The sequence below is a fragment of the Pseudomonas sp. GT1P32 genome (assembly GCF_054897805.1).
Map to the genome: position 1 here is coordinate 2,147,513 of NZ_CM142704.1, position 18,541 is coordinate 2,166,053.

The 18,541-nt window shown below is 60.9% G+C and carries 15 protein-coding genes and 3 tRNA genes; 1 reads left to right on the forward strand and 17 read right to left on the reverse strand.

Translation table 11 applies throughout. From position 1 onward, the window contains the following. Positions 1 to 42: 42 nt before the first annotated feature. From ACYZUC_RS09770 to truA, 15 genes are all read right to left on the reverse strand, one after another. Positions 43 to 2,445: a TonB-dependent siderophore receptor gene (locus ACYZUC_RS09770; protein ID WP_461995377.1), complete on the reverse strand. Its 2,403-nt coding sequence runs from the start codon at positions 2,443 to 2,445 to the stop codon at positions 43 to 45. 67 nt (positions 2,446 to 2,512) lie between these two features. Further along, the gene (locus ACYZUC_RS09775) at positions 2,513 to 3,460 is read right to left on the reverse strand and encodes a FecR domain-containing protein (protein ID WP_461995379.1); all 948 of its coding nucleotides are present in this window, start codon (positions 3,458 to 3,460) and stop codon (positions 2,513 to 2,515) included. Next, on the reverse strand, positions 3,457 to 3,966 hold the full coding sequence (locus ACYZUC_RS09780) for a sigma-70 family RNA polymerase sigma factor (protein WP_461995381.1): 510 nt from the start codon (positions 3,964 to 3,966) through the stop codon (positions 3,457 to 3,459). Before ACYZUC_RS09780 ends, ACYZUC_RS09775 begins: the two co-directional genes overlap by 4 nt. 248 nt (positions 3,967 to 4,214) lie before the next feature. Next, positions 4,215 to 4,291: transfer RNA gene (locus ACYZUC_RS09785), tRNA-Asp, on the reverse strand. A 102-nt stretch (positions 4,292 to 4,393) separates the two neighbouring features. Further along, positions 4,394 to 4,470, reverse strand: a tRNA-Asp gene (locus tag ACYZUC_RS09790). A 54-nt stretch (positions 4,471 to 4,524) separates the two neighbouring features. Further along, positions 4,525 to 4,600, reverse strand: a tRNA-Val gene (locus tag ACYZUC_RS09795). Positions 4,601 to 4,834: 234 nt separating this feature from the next. Beyond that, positions 4,835 to 5,611 carry an SDR family oxidoreductase gene (locus ACYZUC_RS09800; RefSeq protein ID WP_461995382.1) on the reverse strand — a complete coding sequence of 259 codons (777 nt, stop codon included), beginning with the start codon at positions 5,609 to 5,611 and terminating at the stop codon, positions 4,835 to 4,837. Continuing rightward, positions 5,608 to 6,819 carry an O-succinylhomoserine sulfhydrylase gene (locus ACYZUC_RS09805; RefSeq protein WP_461995384.1) on the reverse strand — a complete coding sequence of 404 codons (1,212 nt, stop codon included), beginning with the start codon at positions 6,817 to 6,819 and terminating at the stop codon, positions 5,608 to 5,610. The genes ACYZUC_RS09800 and ACYZUC_RS09805 overlap by 4 nt, the downstream gene beginning before the upstream one ends. Positions 6,820 to 6,880: 61 nt before the next feature. Beyond that, positions 6,881 to 8,386, reverse strand: a complete 1,506-nt coding sequence (gene purF, locus ACYZUC_RS09810; protein WP_046026886.1) for an amidophosphoribosyltransferase — start codon at positions 8,384 to 8,386, stop codon at positions 6,881 to 6,883. A gap of 41 nt (positions 8,387 to 8,427) precedes the next feature. Continuing rightward, a complete protein-coding gene (locus ACYZUC_RS09815; protein ID WP_461995386.1) occupies positions 8,428 to 8,988 on the reverse strand; it encodes a CvpA family protein in 561 nt (186 codons plus the stop codon). A gap of 99 nt (positions 8,989 to 9,087) precedes the next feature. Beyond that, the gene (locus ACYZUC_RS09820; protein ID WP_461995387.1) at positions 9,088 to 9,741 is read right to left on the reverse strand and encodes an SPOR domain-containing protein; all 654 of its coding nucleotides are present in this window, start codon (positions 9,739 to 9,741) and stop codon (positions 9,088 to 9,090) included. Continuing rightward, entirely contained in the window at positions 9,725 to 11,032 is a 1,308-nt protein-coding gene (folC, locus tag ACYZUC_RS09825; protein WP_461995389.1) for a bifunctional tetrahydrofolate synthase/dihydrofolate synthase, read from the reverse strand. Before folC ends, ACYZUC_RS09820 begins: the two co-directional genes overlap by 17 nt. Then, on the reverse strand, positions 11,029 to 11,949 hold the full coding sequence (gene accD, locus ACYZUC_RS09830) for an acetyl-CoA carboxylase, carboxyltransferase subunit beta (protein ID WP_008028281.1): 921 nt from the start codon (positions 11,947 to 11,949) through the stop codon (positions 11,029 to 11,031). Before accD ends, folC begins: the two co-directional genes overlap by 4 nt. A gap of 209 nt (positions 11,950 to 12,158) precedes the next feature. Further along, positions 12,159 to 12,782: a phosphoribosylanthranilate isomerase gene (locus tag ACYZUC_RS09835; protein WP_461995391.1), complete on the reverse strand. Its 624-nt coding sequence runs from the start codon at positions 12,780 to 12,782 to the stop codon at positions 12,159 to 12,161. Between the two features lie 63 nt (positions 12,783 to 12,845). Next, positions 12,846 to 13,670, reverse strand: coding sequence for a tRNA pseudouridine(38-40) synthase TruA (gene truA, locus ACYZUC_RS09840; RefSeq protein ID WP_461996692.1), 825 nt, complete (start codon positions 13,668 to 13,670; stop codon positions 12,846 to 12,848). A gap of 190 nt (positions 13,671 to 13,860) precedes the next feature. On the opposite strand from truA, the gene ACYZUC_RS09845 reads away from it, so the two are divergent. Next, entirely contained in the window at positions 13,861 to 14,520 is a 660-nt protein-coding gene (locus tag ACYZUC_RS09845) for a M24 family metallopeptidase (protein ID WP_461996693.1), read from the forward strand. Positions 14,521 to 14,682: 162 nt separating this feature from the next. Here ACYZUC_RS09845 and ACYZUC_RS09850 read toward each other — a convergent pair whose 3' ends face one another. Beyond that, the gene (locus ACYZUC_RS09850; RefSeq protein WP_461995393.1) at positions 14,683 to 17,322 is read right to left on the reverse strand and encodes a FimV/HubP family polar landmark protein; all 2,640 of its coding nucleotides are present in this window, start codon (positions 17,320 to 17,322) and stop codon (positions 14,683 to 14,685) included. Positions 17,323 to 17,530: 208 nt separating this feature from the next. Further along, positions 17,531 to 18,541 carry an aspartate-semialdehyde dehydrogenase gene (locus ACYZUC_RS09855; RefSeq protein ID WP_461995395.1) on the reverse strand — a complete coding sequence of 337 codons (1,011 nt, stop codon included), beginning with the start codon at positions 18,539 to 18,541 and terminating at the stop codon, positions 17,531 to 17,533.

The window sequence follows — 18,541 nt, forward strand, 5'->3', positions numbered from 1 at the left end:
ATATTTTGTGGGAGCGAGCGTGCTCGCTCCCACAGGTCCGTTTCAGAAATCGACAGTCGCCGAAAGCAAGTACGTGCGCGGCGTCGACAGCGTCAATCCCGGCTCACTGTCATCCGACGCGCCGGCCGAACTCCAGTAGCGCTTGCCCGCCACGTTCTCGATGTTGGCGCGCAAGGTGATGTTCTTTTCCTCGACCCTGAACGCGTAGCGGGCGCCTACATCAAAACGCTCCCACGAATCGATTTCCTTGACGTTGGACTGGTCCAGAAACTGCGAACTGGAATAGATGCCGCGACTGGTCAGGGTCAGCCCCTGCAAGGTCGGCACATCCCACTCGGCGCCGAGGTTGACGTTGTATTTCGGCGTCGCCGGCGCGCGGTTACCGTCGAAGGTGCCGTTGGTGGTGTGGGTCAACTCGCTGTCGATGTACATGACACCGCCGAGCAGGCGGAAACCTTTGAGCGGTTCACCGAACACGCTCAGTTCCACGCCCTCGTTTTGACGCTTGCCGTTCGGGCCGAAGACGCGCGTCGTGGCGTTGGTTTCATAGGCCGGCTGCTTGATCCGGAACACTGCGGCGGTCACGGCGAACGCACCCGCGTCATACTTGGCGCCGACCTCGACCTGCCGGCTGATGAACGGCGGGAAGATTTCATCCTCGTTCACCGAAGTCGATGGCGCGATCTTGCCCTGGCTCAAGCCTTCCATGTAGTTGGCGTACAGCGACAGCTTATCGGTAGCCTTGAACAGGATGCCGCCCGACGGCGAAACCTTTTCTTCATCGTAAGCCGTGTCGCCTTTGACATCGTCCGTCCAGTCGTCAACCTTCACCCGCTGCCAGCGGGCGCCGAGGGTCAGCAACAAGCGATCATCGAAGAACCCCAGCGTGTCGGACAGCGCCAGACCGCTGAAGCGGTTCTCGGTGTAGACCTTCGAATCGAGTCGAGTGGGCCTGACAGGCGTCGGTGTTACCACCGGGTTATAGAGATTGCTGTTGGCCGTGGCATAACGGGCGCCGCCATTTTCGAAATCCATGTAGAAATAGCTGGCTGCCAGGTTGACCTCATGGCTCACGGGCCCGGTGTGGAACCAGTTGCGCACCCCGGCGGTAGCCGTCCGGACACTTTCGTCACGGGTGAAGTCACGCGGTTGAACGCTAAAGTCGCCCCGGTTGTTGGTGACCGAAACGGCATGACGGAGGAAGTCATGATTACTTTCGCGCGCGCCTACACCGCCGTACAGCATCACGTTATCGCTGACATCGAATTCGCCGTTCACCGTGCCGAACGTGTCGTTGGTACTCGCCTTGCTCCAGGGCTGCGCATAGTTGTGGCGGACATCGCTGGCATGCGGAACCTGTGCGTTGGCGCCAACTTGCACGCGCTCCTGCGGGGCGTCGGTATCGCGTTCGGTACGCCCCAGGTCAGTCGAGAGTCGCAGACGCTCACCGCGAAAATCCAAACCCAGCACGGCCATCTCGCGGTCGACATTCTGGTGATCCCATTCGGTGTCGCCGGACTGCTTCACGCCGTTGAAACGAATGCCGAACTTGTTGTCCTCACCGAAGCGCCTGCCAATATCCACGGCACCGCCGGTCTGGCTGTCGGACGCGTAGTTGCCGGTAAACGAAGTGATCGGCTTGTCGGTCGCGCGTTTGGGCACCACGTTGATCCCGCCACCCACGGCACCTCGCGGCGAGATGCCGTTGATGAGCTGGCTCGGGCCTTTGAGAATGTCGACGCGGTCGGCCATCTCCATGTCGATCGTATAGGTCGGCAAAACGCCGTAGAGGCCGTTGTAGGCGACATCACTGTTGAACAGGCTGAACCCGCGAATGGTGAACTGCTCATATCGCCCACCGGCCGGGTTCGTGGCGCGAACGGAAGGATCGCTGGCGATCAGTTCGCCCAGGGTACGCGCCTGCAAGTTCTTGACCGCCTCGCTGGTGTAGGTGGTCATGCTGAACGGCGTTTCCATGAAGTCTTTCGAGCCCAGCAAACCTTGCGAACCGCGACGCGCAACCTGACCGCCGGCATACACCTCGCCATCCGCTCCGCCGCTGGCACCGAGAATCGAGGTCGGGGCCAGTTGCAGGCTGCTGCCTTCTGGCGCCGGGGTCAGGATGTACGCCTGCTCGCCGACCGCTTGCAACTGCAGACCGGAACCCTGCAACAGTCGCGCAAAGCCCTCCTCGACCGCGTATTCGCCGGACAGACCGTTGCTGTTGCGACCGCTGACCAGCGCCGGGTCAACCGAGAGATTGACCCCGGACAGCCCGGCGAAACGGGTCAGCGCATCGCTCAGGCTGCCGGCAGGTACCTGATAATTGCGTCGGGCACTGTCTTCGGCCCAGCTTGCGGTTATGAACAATGGACTGGCACTCAGGCCCAACAACAGGCTCAGGTGCAACAACGGACGCAGACGCGGATAACAAGGTGCAGGCATTGGAATTGCTCTCTTGATTCGTTCACATGCCTTGAATGACAAGCGAGTCGAAAAAAGGGGACAGGCTTTACACACTATTTTTGCGCGGCAGCAACGTGACCCAGTAGCGGGTTCGGGAATGCACCTCCAGCGGCAGGCTGGCCGCGAGCAATGCGAGGACGCGATCCGTGTCGTCGAGACGGAAACTGCCGGTGACACGCAGGGTTTCCAGCTCAGGCTCCCAGCGCAGAACGCCCGGCCGGTAAGTGCCGAGTTCGCGCAGGAAATCCCCCAGCGGCTGGTTGTTAGCCATCAGCACGCCTTCACGCCAACCCGGTGCAAGCGCATCGAATGGCGTGATCGCGCCGGCACCCGTCGTTTCAAGGCTGACCTGCTGCCCCTCGCGCAATGCCAGTGCCGGCCCATGCAGGGGCTGCAACTGCACGGAACCGTTGAACACCGACACCCGACAGCCGCCTGCCTCCTGGCGCACGCAGACTTCGCTTTGGCTGAGGATAACGTTGCCGAACTTCGTCTGGATCGTCAGCGGCGCAATGCCCGGAACCTTCAGCGACAGTTCGCCCTCGATCAACTTCACGCGGCGGTTCTGCACATCCACATCGACGGCGCTGGCGGTGTTGAGTTGCAAGGAACTGCCATCGGCGAGCTGCACCGTTTTGCGCTCGCCTGTGGCGGTGTGCAGGTCGGCACGCCAGACGTCCAGAGGCAATTGTCGACTGATCAGCCAGGCCGCTGGCACCAACGCCACGGCGCCCAATGCGCGCTTCAGCACTGCGCGTCGGCCCGGATCAGGGCGGTCCAGGCTGCTCAGCGCCAACGCCGACGGCAGATCGGCGAAACGCTGACGCAAAGCCTGGGCCTTCTGCCAGGCCTGCTCGTGACTGGCGCAGGTGTCGCGCCAACGCTGCAAGTTCGCGCGGTCCTGCTCATTGGCGCCGCCAGACTCGAGTAACGCTAGCCATTGCGCGGCAGCCCGGACGGCCTGACGGGGATCGGATGAAGACTGACTGTTCACAGTTCCACCAACAGGCAATGCTCGTAGGCTTGCGCCATGTAACGTTTGATAGTGCGCTCCGACACCTGCAGACGCTCGGCAATTTGCTGGTAGTTCAAGCCTTCGAGCTGACTCCAGAGAAACGCCCGGCGCACCGCCCTTGGCAGTCCGTCGAGCAGCTCATCCAGAGCCTGCAGGGTTTCCAGCAGCAGCCAGCGCTGCTCAGGTGATGGCGCGCAGTCTTCGGGCATCGACGCCAACGCGGCCAGATAGGCTTGTTCAAGGCTGCGACGTTGGTAGAAGTTGCTCAGCAGGCGTTTGCCGACGGTCAGCAGATAGGCACGAGGCTCTTGCAAGTCAGCGATGCGCTGGGAGCTGGCGAGCACGCGCAGGAACGTATCCTGGCTCAAATCCGCCGCATCACAGCCGTTGCCCATGCGCCTTCTCAACCAGCCTTCCAGCCAGCCACGGTGATCGCGGTACAGGTCGTGAAGGGTTTGCTCCTTCGGCATCGCTGCATCACTCATCTCAAGAAGCCCTGTGCCAAGGAGTTATCGTAAATGAGAGTGATTCTAATTAATGTCCGCGCGTTGAACCAAGCCCTTTATGCAGCGGACGTGCAGAAAGGTCATATGGGTAAGCGTGAAGCGGCATAAAAGCCAAATTTCAGACACAAAAAACCCCGGTCTTTCGACCAGGGTCTTTGCTATCGACTCGAAGATCACCAGAGGCTTCTTCGTAGCTCCAAGGCGTTCAGTGGGCCTTGAGGCAGATATGGCGCAGCGGACGGGACTCGAACCCGCGACCCCCGGCGTGACAGGCCGGTATTCTAACCGACTGAACTACCGCTGCGTATCGCTTTGGACTTGCGTCCTAACTCGTCTGATTGAAAGCTCCGAGACTTTTCAGTTTCTCTTTCAATCTCGAATCAGGGCGAACCTGACTCGGAAAATATGGCGCAGCGGACGGGACTCGAACCCGCGACCCCCGGCGTGACAGGCCGGTATTCTAACCGACTGAACTACCGCTGCGCGTCGGTGGAGGCTTTTCAGCTTCCCTCCTGCTTTCGCAAGAGTCTCAAGAAGTGGTGGGTGATGACGGGATCGAACCGCCGACATTCTGCTTGTAAGGCAGACGCTCTCCCAGCTGAGCTAATCACCCTTTGCTTCTCTGAGGCCGCGAAATTTACGCACCTAACGAAGCTAAGTCAATAGCAGGATTGAAGTTTTTCTGAAAAAGACAAAATCGTGTCATCCCTGGGGATGTCCGCGGCCGTCAGACCGCTTCGCGAGCAGGCTCGCTCCCACAGTGGAGCGCATTTTTAATGTGGGAGCGAGCCTGCTCGCGAAGAGGCCGGCACATTCGGCATCAATGCAGAAGGCCGCCCCCGCACTGCTATTCGCTGTAAATCATCTTCTTGGTCATGCCGCCATCGACCACAAACTCCTGGCCCGTGACGAAACCCGCATTCTTCGACAGCAACCAGGCAACCATCGCCGCCACGTCCTCGACCGTCCCTACCCTGCCCGCCGGATGCTGCGCATGGTCGGCTTCAGTGAGGGGTTCGGCACGCCGCACCCCAGGGTCTCGCGCATCGATCCAGCCAGGACTGACAGCGTTGACGCGAATTTCCGGCCCAAGGCTGATTGCCAAGGCATGAGTCAAGGCCAGCAGACCGCCCTTGCTCGCCGCATAGGCCTCCGTGTCGGGTTCCGACTGCCCGGCGCGGGTCGAGGCCAGGTTGACGATCGCACCGCTGTGAGCACGCAGGTACGGCGCACAGTGTTTGGCCAACAGCATCGGCCCACTGAGGTTTACCGCCAGCACCCGATTCCAGTAAGCCAGATCAAGGCTTTCCAGCGTCATGTTGTGCGGATCGGCCACTGCCGCGTTACACACCAGCGCATCCAGACGCCCGAACTGCCCCAGCACTTCGGCGATGCCCAACGCCACCTGCCCTTCGTTCGAGACGTCCATGGCGATGAACCAGGCGTTGTCGCCCAGCACCTTCGCCACTTTCGAACCGCGCACCCGATCCAGGTCCGTCAGCACCACCTGCCAGCCTTCGCTGATCAGCCAGGCCGCGATCCCCAGACCAATGCCCCGCGCAGCACCGGTCACCAGTGCGACGCGACCATTGGAACCGGTAGTCGGCGTGGACAACTCGATCACAAGGCAGCCAACCCGCGCGCCAGATCAGCCTGCAGATCGGCCACGTCTTCCAGACCGACCGCAATGCGGATCAGGCTGTCACGAATACCCGCTGCTTCACGCTCTTGCGGCGCCAGACGGCCGTGGGAGGTGGTGCTCGGATGGGTGATGGTGGTCTTGCTGTCGCCAAGGTTGGCGGTGATCGAAATCAACCGGGTTGCATCGATAAAGCGCCACGCGCCCTCTTTGCCGCCCTTGACCTCGAAACTCACCACGGCGCCGAAGCCTTTCTGCTGACGCTGCGCCAACGCGTGCTGCGGATGGCTTTTCAGGCCGGCGTAATGGACTTTCTCGATACCGTCCTGCTGCTCCAGCCACTCGGCCAGTTGCTGGGCATTGGCGCAGTGCGCCTTCATGCGCAGGCTCAGGGTTTCGAGGCCTTTGAGGAAGATCCAGGCATTGAACGGGCTCAGGGTTGGCCCGGCGGTGCGCAGGAAACCGACCACTTCTTTCATCTGCTCGCTGCGACCGGCCACTACGCCGCCCATGCAACGGCCCTGGCCGTCGATGAACTTGGTCGCCGAGTGCACGACGATGTCCGCGCCCATCTTCAGCGGCTGCTGCAGTGCAGGCGTGCAGAAGCAGTTGTCGACCACCAGCATCGCGCCTTTGGCGTGAGCGATTTTCGCCAGTTCGGCGATATCCACCAGCTCGGCCAGCGGATTGGACGGCGATTCGACAAACAGCAATTTGGTGTTGGCCTTGATCGCCACATCCCAGCCGGACAGGTCCGCCAGAGGCACGTAATCGACTTCGATGCCGAAGCGCTTGAAGTACTTCTCGAACAGGCTGATGGTCGAACCGAACACGCTGCGCGAGACCAGCACATGGTCGCCGGCGCTGCACAGGCTCATCACCACCGCCATGATCGCGGCCATGCCAGTGGCAGTGGCCACGGCTTGCTCGGCGCTTTCCAGCGCGGCAATACGCTCTTCGAACGCGCGCACAGTCGGGTTGGTGTAGCGCGAGTAAACGTTGCCTGGCACTTCCCCGGCAAAACGTGCGGCCGCGTCGGCGGCGGTACGGAATACATAGCTGGAAGTGAAGAACATCGGATCACCGTGTTCGCCTTCCGGCGTGCGGTGCTGACCGGCGCGTACGGCCAGGGTATCGAACGCTACGCCTTCGAGGTCGCTGTCCAGCCGACCGGCATCCCAATCCTGACTCATGCTGTCACTCCTTGCCCTGTTCTAGTAGATACAAAACCGGCCCCTCAGGGCCGGTAGTTACTCAGTTGTTGTACAGATCAATGATCGCGCTGACTGCCTGCGTCTTGACCTTGGAGGCATCGTTGCGTGCCTGCTCGATCTTGTTCAGGTAAGCCTCGTCGACGTCGCCGGTCACGTACTGGCCGTCGAACACCGCGCAATCGAACTTGTCGATCTTGATCTTGCCGCCACCAACCGCTTCGATCAAGTCAGGCAAGTCCTGATAGATCAGCCAGTCTGCGCCGATCAGATCCGCAACGTCCTGGGTCGAACGGTTATGGGCGATCAGCTCGTGAGCGCTCGGCATGTCGATGCCGTAGACGTTCGGGTAGCGAACAGCCGGTGCCGCGGAGCAGAAGTAGACGTTTTTGGCGCCAGCTTCACGGGCCATCTGGATGATTTGCTTGCAAGTGGTGCCGCGAACGATCGAGTCATCCACCAGCATCACGTTCTTGCCGCGGAATTCCAGTTCGATGGCGTTGAGCTTCTGGCGTACGGATTTTTTCCGTGCAGCCTGGCCCGGCATGATGAAGGTCCGACCGATATAACGGTTCTTCACGAAGCCTTCGCGGAACTTGACGCCCAGGTGGTTCGCCAGCTCCAGCGCGGCGGTACGGCTGGTGTCCGGAATCGGGATGACCACGTCGATGTCGTGCTCCGGACGCTCGCGCAGGATCTTCTCGGCGAGTTTCTCACCCATGCGCAGACGGGCCTTGTAAACCGAGACGCCGTCGATGATCGAGTCCGGACGCGCCAGGTAGACGTGTTCGAAGATGCACGGAGTCAGGGACGGGTTGGTCGCGCACTGACGGGTGTGCAGCTTGCCGTCTTCAGTGATGTAGACCGCTTCGCCCGGTGCCAGGTCGCGAATCAGGGTGAAACCGAGCACGTCCAGGGACACGCTTTCGGAGGCGATCATGTACTCGACGCCTTCGTCGGTGTGACGCTGACCGAAAACGATCGGGCGGATGCCGTGCGGGTCGCGGAAACCGACGATGCCGTAACCGGTCACCATCGCCACGACGGCGTAGCCACCGACGCAACGGTTGTGCACGTCAGTGACGGCAGCAAACACGTCTTCTTCGGTAGGCTGCAACTTGCCACGCTGGGCCAGTTCGTGCGCGAACACGTTGAGCAGCACTTCCGAATCGGAATTGGTGTTGACGTGGCGCAGGTCAGATTCGTAAATCTCCTTGGCCAGTTGTTCAACGTTGGTCAGGTTACCGTTGTGCGCCAGGGTGATGCCGTAAGGCGAGTTGACGTAGAACGGTTGAGCTTCGGCCGAGGTCGAGCTGCCCGCGGTCGGGTAACGCACATGGCCAATGCCCATGTGACCGACCAGACGCTGCATGTGACGCTGATGGAACACGTCACGCACCAGGCCATTGTCCTTGCGCAGGAATAACCGGCCGTCATGGCTGGTCACGATACCGGCAGCGTCCTGGCCGCGGTGCTGGAGGACGGTTAGCGCGTCATACAGCGCCTGATTGACGTTCGACTTACCGACGATACCGACGATGCCACACATGCGACGCAACCCCTACTTAATGGATCTGAACTGAACACAACTCACTGAGGCGTTTTGGCCGTCGGCAAGAGGTGCTCCTTGAACGGTATTTCAGCGGGTACGCTGATACCGCTGGCAAGCCACTGACTGCTCCACCCGAGAATCAGGTTTTTGGACCAGTCTGCGACCAATAGAAATTTTGGCACGAGCTGCGACTGTTGCCACCACCCGTCCTGCTGTACCGGCCCCAGGCTCAACAGCCCGACCGCCACGACCACCAGCAACACGCCACGCGCGGCGCCGAAGGCCATGCCGAGGAATCGATCGGTCCCGGACAACCCGGTAACGCGAACCAATTCGCCGATAAGATAATTGATCATTGCGCCTACGATCAGCGTGGCGACAAACATTATTGCGCAGCCCGCGATCACGCGTGCCGATGGCGTTTCGATGTATCCGCCGAGGTATTCGGACAATGCACCACCGAACATCCAGGCGACGACTCCTGCGATGATCCAGGTCACCAGCGATAATGCTTCTTTGACGAAGCCGCGGCTCAGACTGATCAATGCGGAGATGGCGACGATTGCTACGATCGCCCAGTCAACCCAGGTAAATGGCACAGTGCAGCCTACAGACGGATAAGGCGGCGCATTTTAGCAGAGCCCATGCTTATCGGTAAGCTGCGATTGTCAGTGCATTTCAAATCGGGTCGATAGTTTTCAACCGCGCTCAGGCTGGAAGCGCACCACAAAACCCTTGAGGTTCTGCTGGCGGTTCAATAAGTCACGCAGACGATCGGCTTCCGCACGCTCGATCAACGGCCCGACGAACACCCGATTCTTGCCGTCAGCCGTGCGAATGTAGGCGTTGTAGCCTTGGCTGCGCAGGGTTTTTTGCAGGTTTTCTGCGCTGGCACGGCTCGACAGGCTGGCCAGTTGCACCGACCAACTGACCGACAGGCCATTGGCGTCGACGCGGCTTTGAGTGGTATCCGGCTTACCCGGTGCGGCGGTAATCGGCTGGCTCGGCGCAGTCGCTGGTTTGTTGACCGGAGGCGGCGTTACCGGTTTTGCGACAGGCGCAGTCGCGACGGGCGCAGTCGGCGCGATCGGCATTACAGGCTCTTCCTGCTGCGCGATGTCGTCATCACTCGGCACAGGCTCCTGCGGCAAGGCTTGCGGCTCAGGCACCGCCACCGGCTCAACCTGCACCTGCGGCACCGAAGGCGCTTGCGGGGCGGCTGGCGCTTCGACCGTCACCTGACGCTGCTCATCCTGACGGGAAAACAGCATCGGCAGGAAAATCACCGCCAGCGCCACCAGCACCAGGGCGCCGACCATGCGCTGTTTGTAAGCCTTATCCAGCAATGCCATTTGCCGCTTCCTCCGTGGAGCGCCGGGCCAGCCATTCAAGGGCCTCGGCAACACAATAAAATGATCCGAACAACAGAATTTCGTCGTCGCTCGTCGCCAGCGCGCACTGCCCTTCCAGGGCCGCGGCCACGCTGTCATAGGATGTGACTGAAGCGCCGAGGTCATGCAACACCCCGTGCAAATCGGCGACCGGTCGCGCCCGCGGCGAATCCAGCGGCGCAACAGCCCAGTGCTGGACACTAGCATTCAATTCGCCGACAACACCATCCAGATCCTTGTCCGCCAGCAATCCAAACACCGCCAGACGCTTGCCGGCCGGTGGTCGGCTCGCCAAACGACGGGCCAGATATTCGGCGGCGTGAGGGTTATGCCCCACATCCAGCAACAGGTTCAGACGCTTGCCCTGCCAGTCGAACTGGCGGCGGTCGAGGCGACCGACCACCCGCGTGGCTTTCAGTGCATCAATAATCTGCGCATCGACCCAAGGCAAACCAAGCAACAGGTACGCCTGCAACGCCAGCGCGGCGTTTTCCATCGGCAGATCGAGCAACGGCAGATCATGCAACTCGACTACACGCCCTTGAGCGTCAAGACCGCGCCATTGCCAGTTGTGATCGGTGACACCGAGGTCAAAATCGCGCCCCCGCAGGAAAAACGGGCAAGCCAGCTCGCGCGCCTTGTCCAGCAGAGGTTGAGGAGGGTTCAGATCGCCACAGAGCGCAGGCGCGCCCTGGCGGAAGATGCCGGCCTTTTCATAGGCCACTGACTCACGGGTGTCGCCCAGATAATCCGCGTGATCCACGCCGATGCTGGTCACCAGCGCCATGTCGGCATCCACCACGTTGACCGTGTCCAGCCGCCCGCCCAGACCGACTTCCAGCACCACCGCATCCAGCGCTGACCGCTGAAACAGCCAGAACGCCGCCAGGGTGCCCATTTCGAAGTAAGTCAGGGAAGTTTCGCCACGCCCCGCCTCTACCGCAGCAAAGGCTTCGCACAGCTCGGCATCCGTCGCTTCGACGCCGTTGACCTGCACCCGCTCGTTGTAACGCAGCAGGTGCGGAGAATTGTAGACACCAACCTTCAGACCCTGCGCTCGCAGCAATGAAGCCACGAATGCGCAGGTGGAACCCTTGCCGTTGGTGCCGGTGACCGTAATCACCCGAGGCGCCGGCTTGCCCAGCCCCATGCGGGACGCTACCTGTTGCGAGCGCTCAAGGCCCATGTCGATGGCCGAAGGGTGCAACTGCTCAAGGTAGGCGAGCCACTCGCCAAGGGTGCGTTGGGTCATATGTTTGCAGGCACCGGCGGAACGACGATCGGCTCGATTGGCGCGGCGACGAATTTCGGCGTCGGCTTGCCGGTCAGTTGCGCCAGCAGGTTACCCAGGCGCGGACGCAGTTCCTGACGGTGAATGATCATGTCGATCGCACCGTGCTCCAGCAGGAATTCGCTGCGCTGGAAGCCTTCCGGCAGTTTTTCGCGAACGGTTTGTTCGATCACGCGCGGACCGGCGAAGCCGATCAGGGCTTTCGGCTCGCCGACAATCACGTCGCCAAGCATCGCAAGGCTGGCGGAGACGCCGCCGTAGACCGGATCGGTCAGCACGGAGATGAACGGAATGCCTTCTTCACGCAGACGCGCCAGCACCGCAGAGGTCTTGGCCATTTGCATCAGGGAAATCAGGGCTTCCTGCATCCGCGCACCACCGGAAGCAGCGAAGCAGATCATCGGGCATTTGTTTTCCAGAGCGTAGTTGGCGGCGCGTACGAAGCGCTCACCGACGATCGCACCCATGGAACCGCCCATGAAGGAGAATTCGAAGGCCGAAACCACCACTGGCATGCCCAGCAGGGTGCCACTCATGGAGATCAGCGCGTCTTTCTCGCCGGTCTGCTTTTGCGCAGCGGTCAGGCGGTCCTTGTACTTCTTGCCGTCGCGGAATTTCAGACGGTCGACTGGCTCCAGGTCCGCACCCAGCTCGCTGCGGCCTTCAGCATCAAGGAAGATGTCGATACGGGCGCGGGCGCCGATACGCATGTGGTGGTTGCACTTGGGGCAAACGTCCAGGGTCTTTTCCAGCTCCGGACGATACAGCACAGCCTCACAAGACGGGCATTTGTGCCACAGACCTTCAGGCACCGAGCTCTTCTTGACCTCGGAACGCATGATCGAAGGGATCAGTTTGTCTACTAACCAGTTGCTCATGCTTTCTTTCTCCAGTACCGGCGGCCCGAACGCTCTGGTTCGCAGCCCCGCGTATGCCCTTGAGCTAAATTCATGTGTGTGGCGATGATCGGTGGGTGGTCGGGTCAGTGAAGCGTGACCTGCGTACAACCCATCAATCCTCAGCCGTGCCTGCTTTGTGCAGCGCAGTGCATTTTGGGACGGCGGCAGTCTGCCAGCCGTCACATCAACTACTTGCTGCTGCGTACTGCGTTAATGAATGCCTGAATCTTTGCGTGATCCTTGATGCCCTTGCTCGCCTCTACTCCACCACTAACGTCCACGGCGTAAGGCCGAACCCGGGCAATCGCTTCGGCGACGTTGTCCGGCGTCAAACCGCCCGCCAGGATGATCGCCTTGCTCAAGCCTTGCGGTATCAGAGACCAGTCGAACGCTTCGCCGGTTCCGCCGGGTACACCTTCAACGTAGGCGTCGAGCAGGATACCGCTGGCACTTGGAAACGCATTGCATGCCGCCGCGATATCGTCGCCGGCCTTGACCCGCAGCGCCTTGATGTACGGCCGATGCCAGCCTTCACAGTCGGCAGCGGTTTCGTCGCCATGGAACTGCAACAGGTCCAGCGGCACGGCGTCGAGCAACTCTCCCAACTCGCAACGGCTGGCGTTGACGAACAAACCCACGGTCGTCACGAACGGCGGCAGCGCCTTGATGATGTCGCGCGCCTGCTGGAACGTCACGGCCCGCGGGCTCTTGGCGTAAAACACAAACCCGATGGCATCAGCCCCGGCCTCGACCGCCGCCAACGCATCTTCTATGCGGGTAATCCCGCAAATCTTGCTGCGAACGGCTGACATGTCGATAAAACCTCAGGGCAAATCCGAGAAAGTCCCGGATGGTAACAAATGCGTTCGAGGGCGTCAGCCGCCAAGTTCGGTGAAACCGGTCAGGAAGTGTGGGCCAATGTAACGCTCGGGCAATTCGAACTCGTCGCGGTACTCGACCTGCACCAGATACAGGCCGAATGGATGCGCCGTTACCCCACCGGAACGGCGAATACGGCTCTCCAGTACTTCCTTCATCCACTCCACCGGACGCTCACCGGCGCCGATGGTCATCAATACACCGGCAATGTTACGCACCATGTGGTGCAGGAAGGCGCTGGCGCGGATATCCAGCACGATCATCTTGCCGTGACGCGTGACGCGCAGGTGATGCAGCTCCTTGACCGGCGATTTGGCCTGGCACTGACCGGCGCGAAAAGCGCTGAAGTCGTGGGTGCCGACCAGGTATTGCGCAGCCTCGGCCATGCGCTCGACATCGAGCGGACGGTGATTCCAGGTAATTTCTTCGTTCAGGTGCGCCGGGCGGATCTGATCGTTGTAGATCACGTAGCGATAGCGCCGGGCGATGGCCTTGAACCGCGCATGGAAATGCGCCGGCATGACCTTGGCCCAACTGACGCTGACGTCGTGGGGCAAGTTGATGTTGGCGCCCATGACCCAGGCTTTCATCGACCGCTCGACCGTCGTGTCGAAATGCACCACCTGCCCGCACGCATGCACACCGGCGTCCGTACGCCCGGCGCACAGCAGCGACACGGGTGAGTCGGCAACTTTGGACAAGGCGTTTTCCAGGGTTTCCTGCACCGTGAGCACGCCGGAGGCCTGACGCTGCCAGCCGCGATAGCGCGAGCCTTTGTATTCAACGCCCAACGCGATGCGGAAAAAGCCGTCGGCCGCCATTTCGGCGGCCGGGTTATCTATATTTGCCAAGGAGTGACAGCCTGCTGATCTACGCAAAGGCGGGCATTATAAGGCCGCCGGACCGGGACGCCAGAGGCGTGTGTCGTTTGTGCCGTTGCAGTGTCCATACAGACTTCGCTATATAGATAACTACACAACGAAAAAAACAGAACACCACCGAGACCTGATGATGAATGCACCCCTCAAAGAAGCCGTCGGCCTGGCTTACAGCCTGGAAGGCATGCTGCACGCTAAACGCAAGACGTGGGAAGCCATCGACGAAATGGCCCGACGCATCAAACCCGGCATGCGTGAGTCCGAGGCGCTGACCATGAGCCTCAACGTATTGAACGAACTGGGGATGGACCGCATCTGGCACCCGTCAAAGATCCGCTTTGGCGAAAACACCCTGAAAACTTTCAAGCAACGCTCCGAAGGCGATCCGGTACTGGCCGAGAACGACATTTTCTTTATCGACCTAGGCGTGGTCTGGGACCGCCATGAAGGCGACTCCGGCGCGACGTTCGTCGTCGGTGACGACTCCGAGATGAAGGCCTGCGCGGCGGCCGCGAAGACCTTGTTCGATCAGGTTCACGATTACTGGCGCACCCGGCAGGTGGCCGGTCCCGAGCTGTATCGCTATGCCGACGAACAGGCGACGGCGATGGGCTGGAAGCTGAACCTGGAGATCAAGGGACACCGGGTCAGTGATTTCCCTCATGCGATTTATCGTGCCGGGGATCTGGGGAATTTCGAGGAATGTCCGAATGTGGGGTTATGGATTCTGGAAATCCAGATTGCCCACCCTACACGGCCGTTTGGTGCGTTTTATGAGGATTTGCTGGCCTGAGCCAAAAAGCTTCGCGGGCAAGCCTCGCTCCTACGGGGATCACCGAACCTGTAGGAGCGAGGCTTGCCCGCGAAGACATCCCGACAAACACCATCGCACTATCGTTAAAACAAAAACGGCAGCCTCAATGGGCTGCCGTTTTGTTTATGCATTACCGGTCATTCAAGCCAGACGCGAAAGCATTTCCTTGGCTTCGCTCTTCTGACCCGCATCACCCTCGCTGACCACCTCATTGAGGATGTCCCGTGCGCCGTCGGCGTCGCCCATGTCGATGTAGGCCTGGGCCAGATCGAGCTTGGTGGCGACTTCGTCGGTGCCGGAGAGGAAATCGAATTCCGGCTCGTCAGCTGCGGAAGCCAATGCATCTTCGGCAGTGAAGGTCGGCTCGCCGATGCTCTGCGACAGACGATCCAGCTCGGCGTTGACGTCATCCAGTTCAGCGGCGAATGCATCCGGAGCGTCCATTTCATCGGCCAGCGACAGATCGAAATCCGCCGGCAGCTCCAGATCATCCAGCGCGACCTCAGGAGCGGCGGCAGGCACTTCAGCGGCAGGCAAGTCTTTGACGTCGTCATCCAGGCTCAGCAGGAAATCGTCTTCATCGAGAATCCCTGGCGACGGATCGGCACCGAGGTCCATGTCCAGATCGAAGTCCGACAGGTCGTCGAGGTTTTCCTTGATTTCAGTCTGTTGCTGCAACACCGACTCAAAGCTCAGGTCGTCGTCCAGCGGGAATTCATCCAGCTCGGCCAAAGCCTCTGGTTCTGGCTCAGGCGTCGGCTCAGGCGCAACCACCACAGGAACGACGTTTTCCAGATCATCCAGACTCAGATCAAACGCGCTGTCGAAGTCGTCATCGGCCAGTGCCGGCGCCGGCTCCTCGGACTCGTCCATCAACAGGTCCTTGACGTATTCGGCGTCCAGTTCGGCGGCGACGGCCGCGGCAGCCAGACCACCCGCCACGACGACCGCCATGGCCGGGAAGCGGCTTTTCAGCTCTTCGACACGGGCGAAGTTTTCGCCGTTGGCCACAAGCTGACGCTCCTGGGCCACGAACGCATCGCGATCGCCCTGCTGACCATAGACTTCCATCAGCTTCAAACGCAGATCACTGCGCTGAGGCTCTTGCTTGATGCCATCTTCCAGCAACGCAGCCGCCTGATTCAGACGACCGGCGGCCATGTGCGACTGCGCCTTGGCCAGCACGTCGTCATCACGTTCAGCGGCAGGCGCGACCAGTGGCGCGGCAATCGGCGGCATGACCACCACTGGCTCAATGACCGGAGCAGGAGCGGGAGCCGGGGTTGGCGCGGGGGCAGGAGCTGGCGCTGGCGCGGTCGCGAGTTTCACGCTTGGCGGCGGCACTTCCAGACCTTCGAAGCTGCTTTCAGGCAAATCCAGATCAGCGGAGAAATCCTGCTCCTCGGACAAGGCACGGGCCATCCGCAGGTGTTTCTCGGCTTCCTGCTGGGCTTTGCGGCGACGGGCCAGCAATAGCAGCAACAGCAGCAGAACCACTGCCCCGCCACCGACCAGACCCAGCAGTACCGGATTGGTCAGCAGGTCGTTGAATTTTTGATCGTCAGACGCGGTCGGCGCTGGCTCGACAGGCGCTTCAGCCGGAGCTGGCGCTGCCTCAGGAGCGACCGCCACCGGGGCTGGCGTTACGGGCGCAGGGCTCGGCGTCAATTCGGCCGAGATCACCGGGGCCGCCGCGACAGCAGCAGCCGGCGCACCCGCAGCACCTTCTGCCTGCATCTTGGCCAGTTGATTGTTCTTCAGCTCAATCAGGCGTTGCAGCTTGTCCATCTGACTCTGCAGATCGGTCATGCGGCTTTTCAGTTCAGCGTTGTCACGACGGGTCGTGTCGAGGCTTTCCTGAGTCACGGCCAGTTTGTTGCTCAAGGCCTTCGCATCACCTGCCGCACCTTTGCCACCGGCCTTGCCGGACTCGGCAGACACCAGGCTCAGTTTGTCCTTGGCGGGCTGCACAGGAGCGCCCTCAGCGCGAGTGCGCTTGGTCGCGTCGAGTTGCTGCTGCCCTGCTCCAGGCTTCGCGACATAGCGACGCCCCTGACGCCACGCAGTGTTCTGCGCAGCGACCTCGGCAATGGCTTTGGGTTGCGGCACGCTGGTGACTTGCGTCGGATCCGGCAGGCGCAGCACCTGTCCGGTTTTCAGCAGGTTGATGTTGCCGTTGATGAAGGCATCCGGGTTCAGCGCCTGAATGGCCAGCATGGTTTGCTGAACCGAGCCGCCATTGCGCGCCTTCGCAGCGATCTCCCAGAGGGTATCGCGCGGCGTGGTGGTGTATTGGGTCGGCTTGGTAGCGCCGGTCACCGGTGCAGCGACAGTCTGAGTCGGTGCCGGCTGCGCAGCCGCTTCAGCGGTTTGCGGCGAGAATTTGGACGGATCGAGCAGCACGCTGTAATCGCGCAGCAGGCGACCGTTGGGCCACATCACCTGAACCAGGAATTTCACCATCGGTTCGGACAGCGGCTTGCTGGAGGTCACGCGCAGAACGCTTTTGCCACTGGCATTGAGCACCGGGGTGAAGCTCAGGTCATTGAGGAATGCCTGACGGTCGACACCGGCCTTGGCGAAATCTTCGGGCGACGCCAGGCTCGGCACCAATTCGGCAGCCGTGAGTTCCTTGACGTCGAGCAATTCGATTTCCGCCACCAACGGCTGGTTCAGCGACGACTTCAGGGTCAATTCCCCGAGCCCGAGCGCATGCGCCATACCGGAGGACAGCGCCGAGGCGGCCGCTATTGCTAACACCAGTTTGCGAACTTGAACCATAGCCTCATCCTTTGTTTGAACATTCCTCGGCCAGCGAGAAGGTGTTGATAGTCGCTGCCGTAAGGCATTGCGCGCGGCGGCGAAGGGTCGTCGCGCGCGATCATTTCTTTCATGCCCCGGAAAGCCTCGCAGGGTGGCTTGCCTTCAGCAATCCGGTCGAGCATGACGTCCGACCAGAATCATTCTGCAAATTGTTGCCAAGTATCTTTTACAGCAGGTCTTTTATCAACAATTCAGCCACCTGCACAGCATTGAGCGCCGCGCCTTTGCGTACGTTATCTGACGTCAGCCACACATTAAGTTCCGACGGGTCGTCGATTCCAGCGCGAACGCGACCGACGTAGACCACATCCTGCCCTACCGCATCGCCGACCGGCGTCGGGTAATCACCGGCTTCCACCAGTTCGATACCCGGAGCGTCTTCCAGCGCCGCGTTGACTTTTACCAGGTCCACAGCGCTTGCAGACTGCAGGGTCACGTTAAAGCTATCGCCAAAAAACACCGGGGCTTGAATGCAAGTGACGGAAATCTTTAATAAAGGCAAGGCCATGACCTGACGCAGCTCACGCACCAGACGCTTTTCCAGCAGCGTATGGCCGTTCTCATCCGGCTTGCCGACTTGCGCCAGCAGGTTGAAGGCCATCTGCCGATCGAAAAAAACCGGTTCCAGCGGACGCACGTTGAGCAGTTCGGCGGTTTGCCGGGCCAGCTCTTTAACGGCTTCGCGGCCCTGGGCAGAAACGGCCAGGCTGGCGGTCACATTCACGCGCTGCAGATCGAGCAGACCGAGCAAGGGTGCAAGCACCACGGCCAAAGTGGTGGCCGACGGGCTTGGGCTGCTGACCTGGAAAGGCTTTTTCAGACCGGCCAGAACCTGAGCATTGGCTTCCGGCACCACCTGCGGCGCCTGATCGGCGGGCAAGGCGCCGGACAGATCGATCAGCGAGCAACCGGCCGCCGTGGCGCGCGAGGCGAAACTCAAGGTCACCGCCGGACCTGCGGCGAAGAACACCAGCTGTACTTTGCTGAAGTCGAACTCATCGACTTCCCGTACCCGCACGTTCTTGCCGCGAAACGGCACCGAATGACCGGCGGATTCGCTGCTGGCCAGCAGGTGCAGGTTACCGACCGGAAAGTCGCGTTCTTCGAGAATCTGCACGAGCGTTTCGCCGACAGTACCGGTGGCGCCGATCACGGCAATATCAAAGGACTGGCTCAT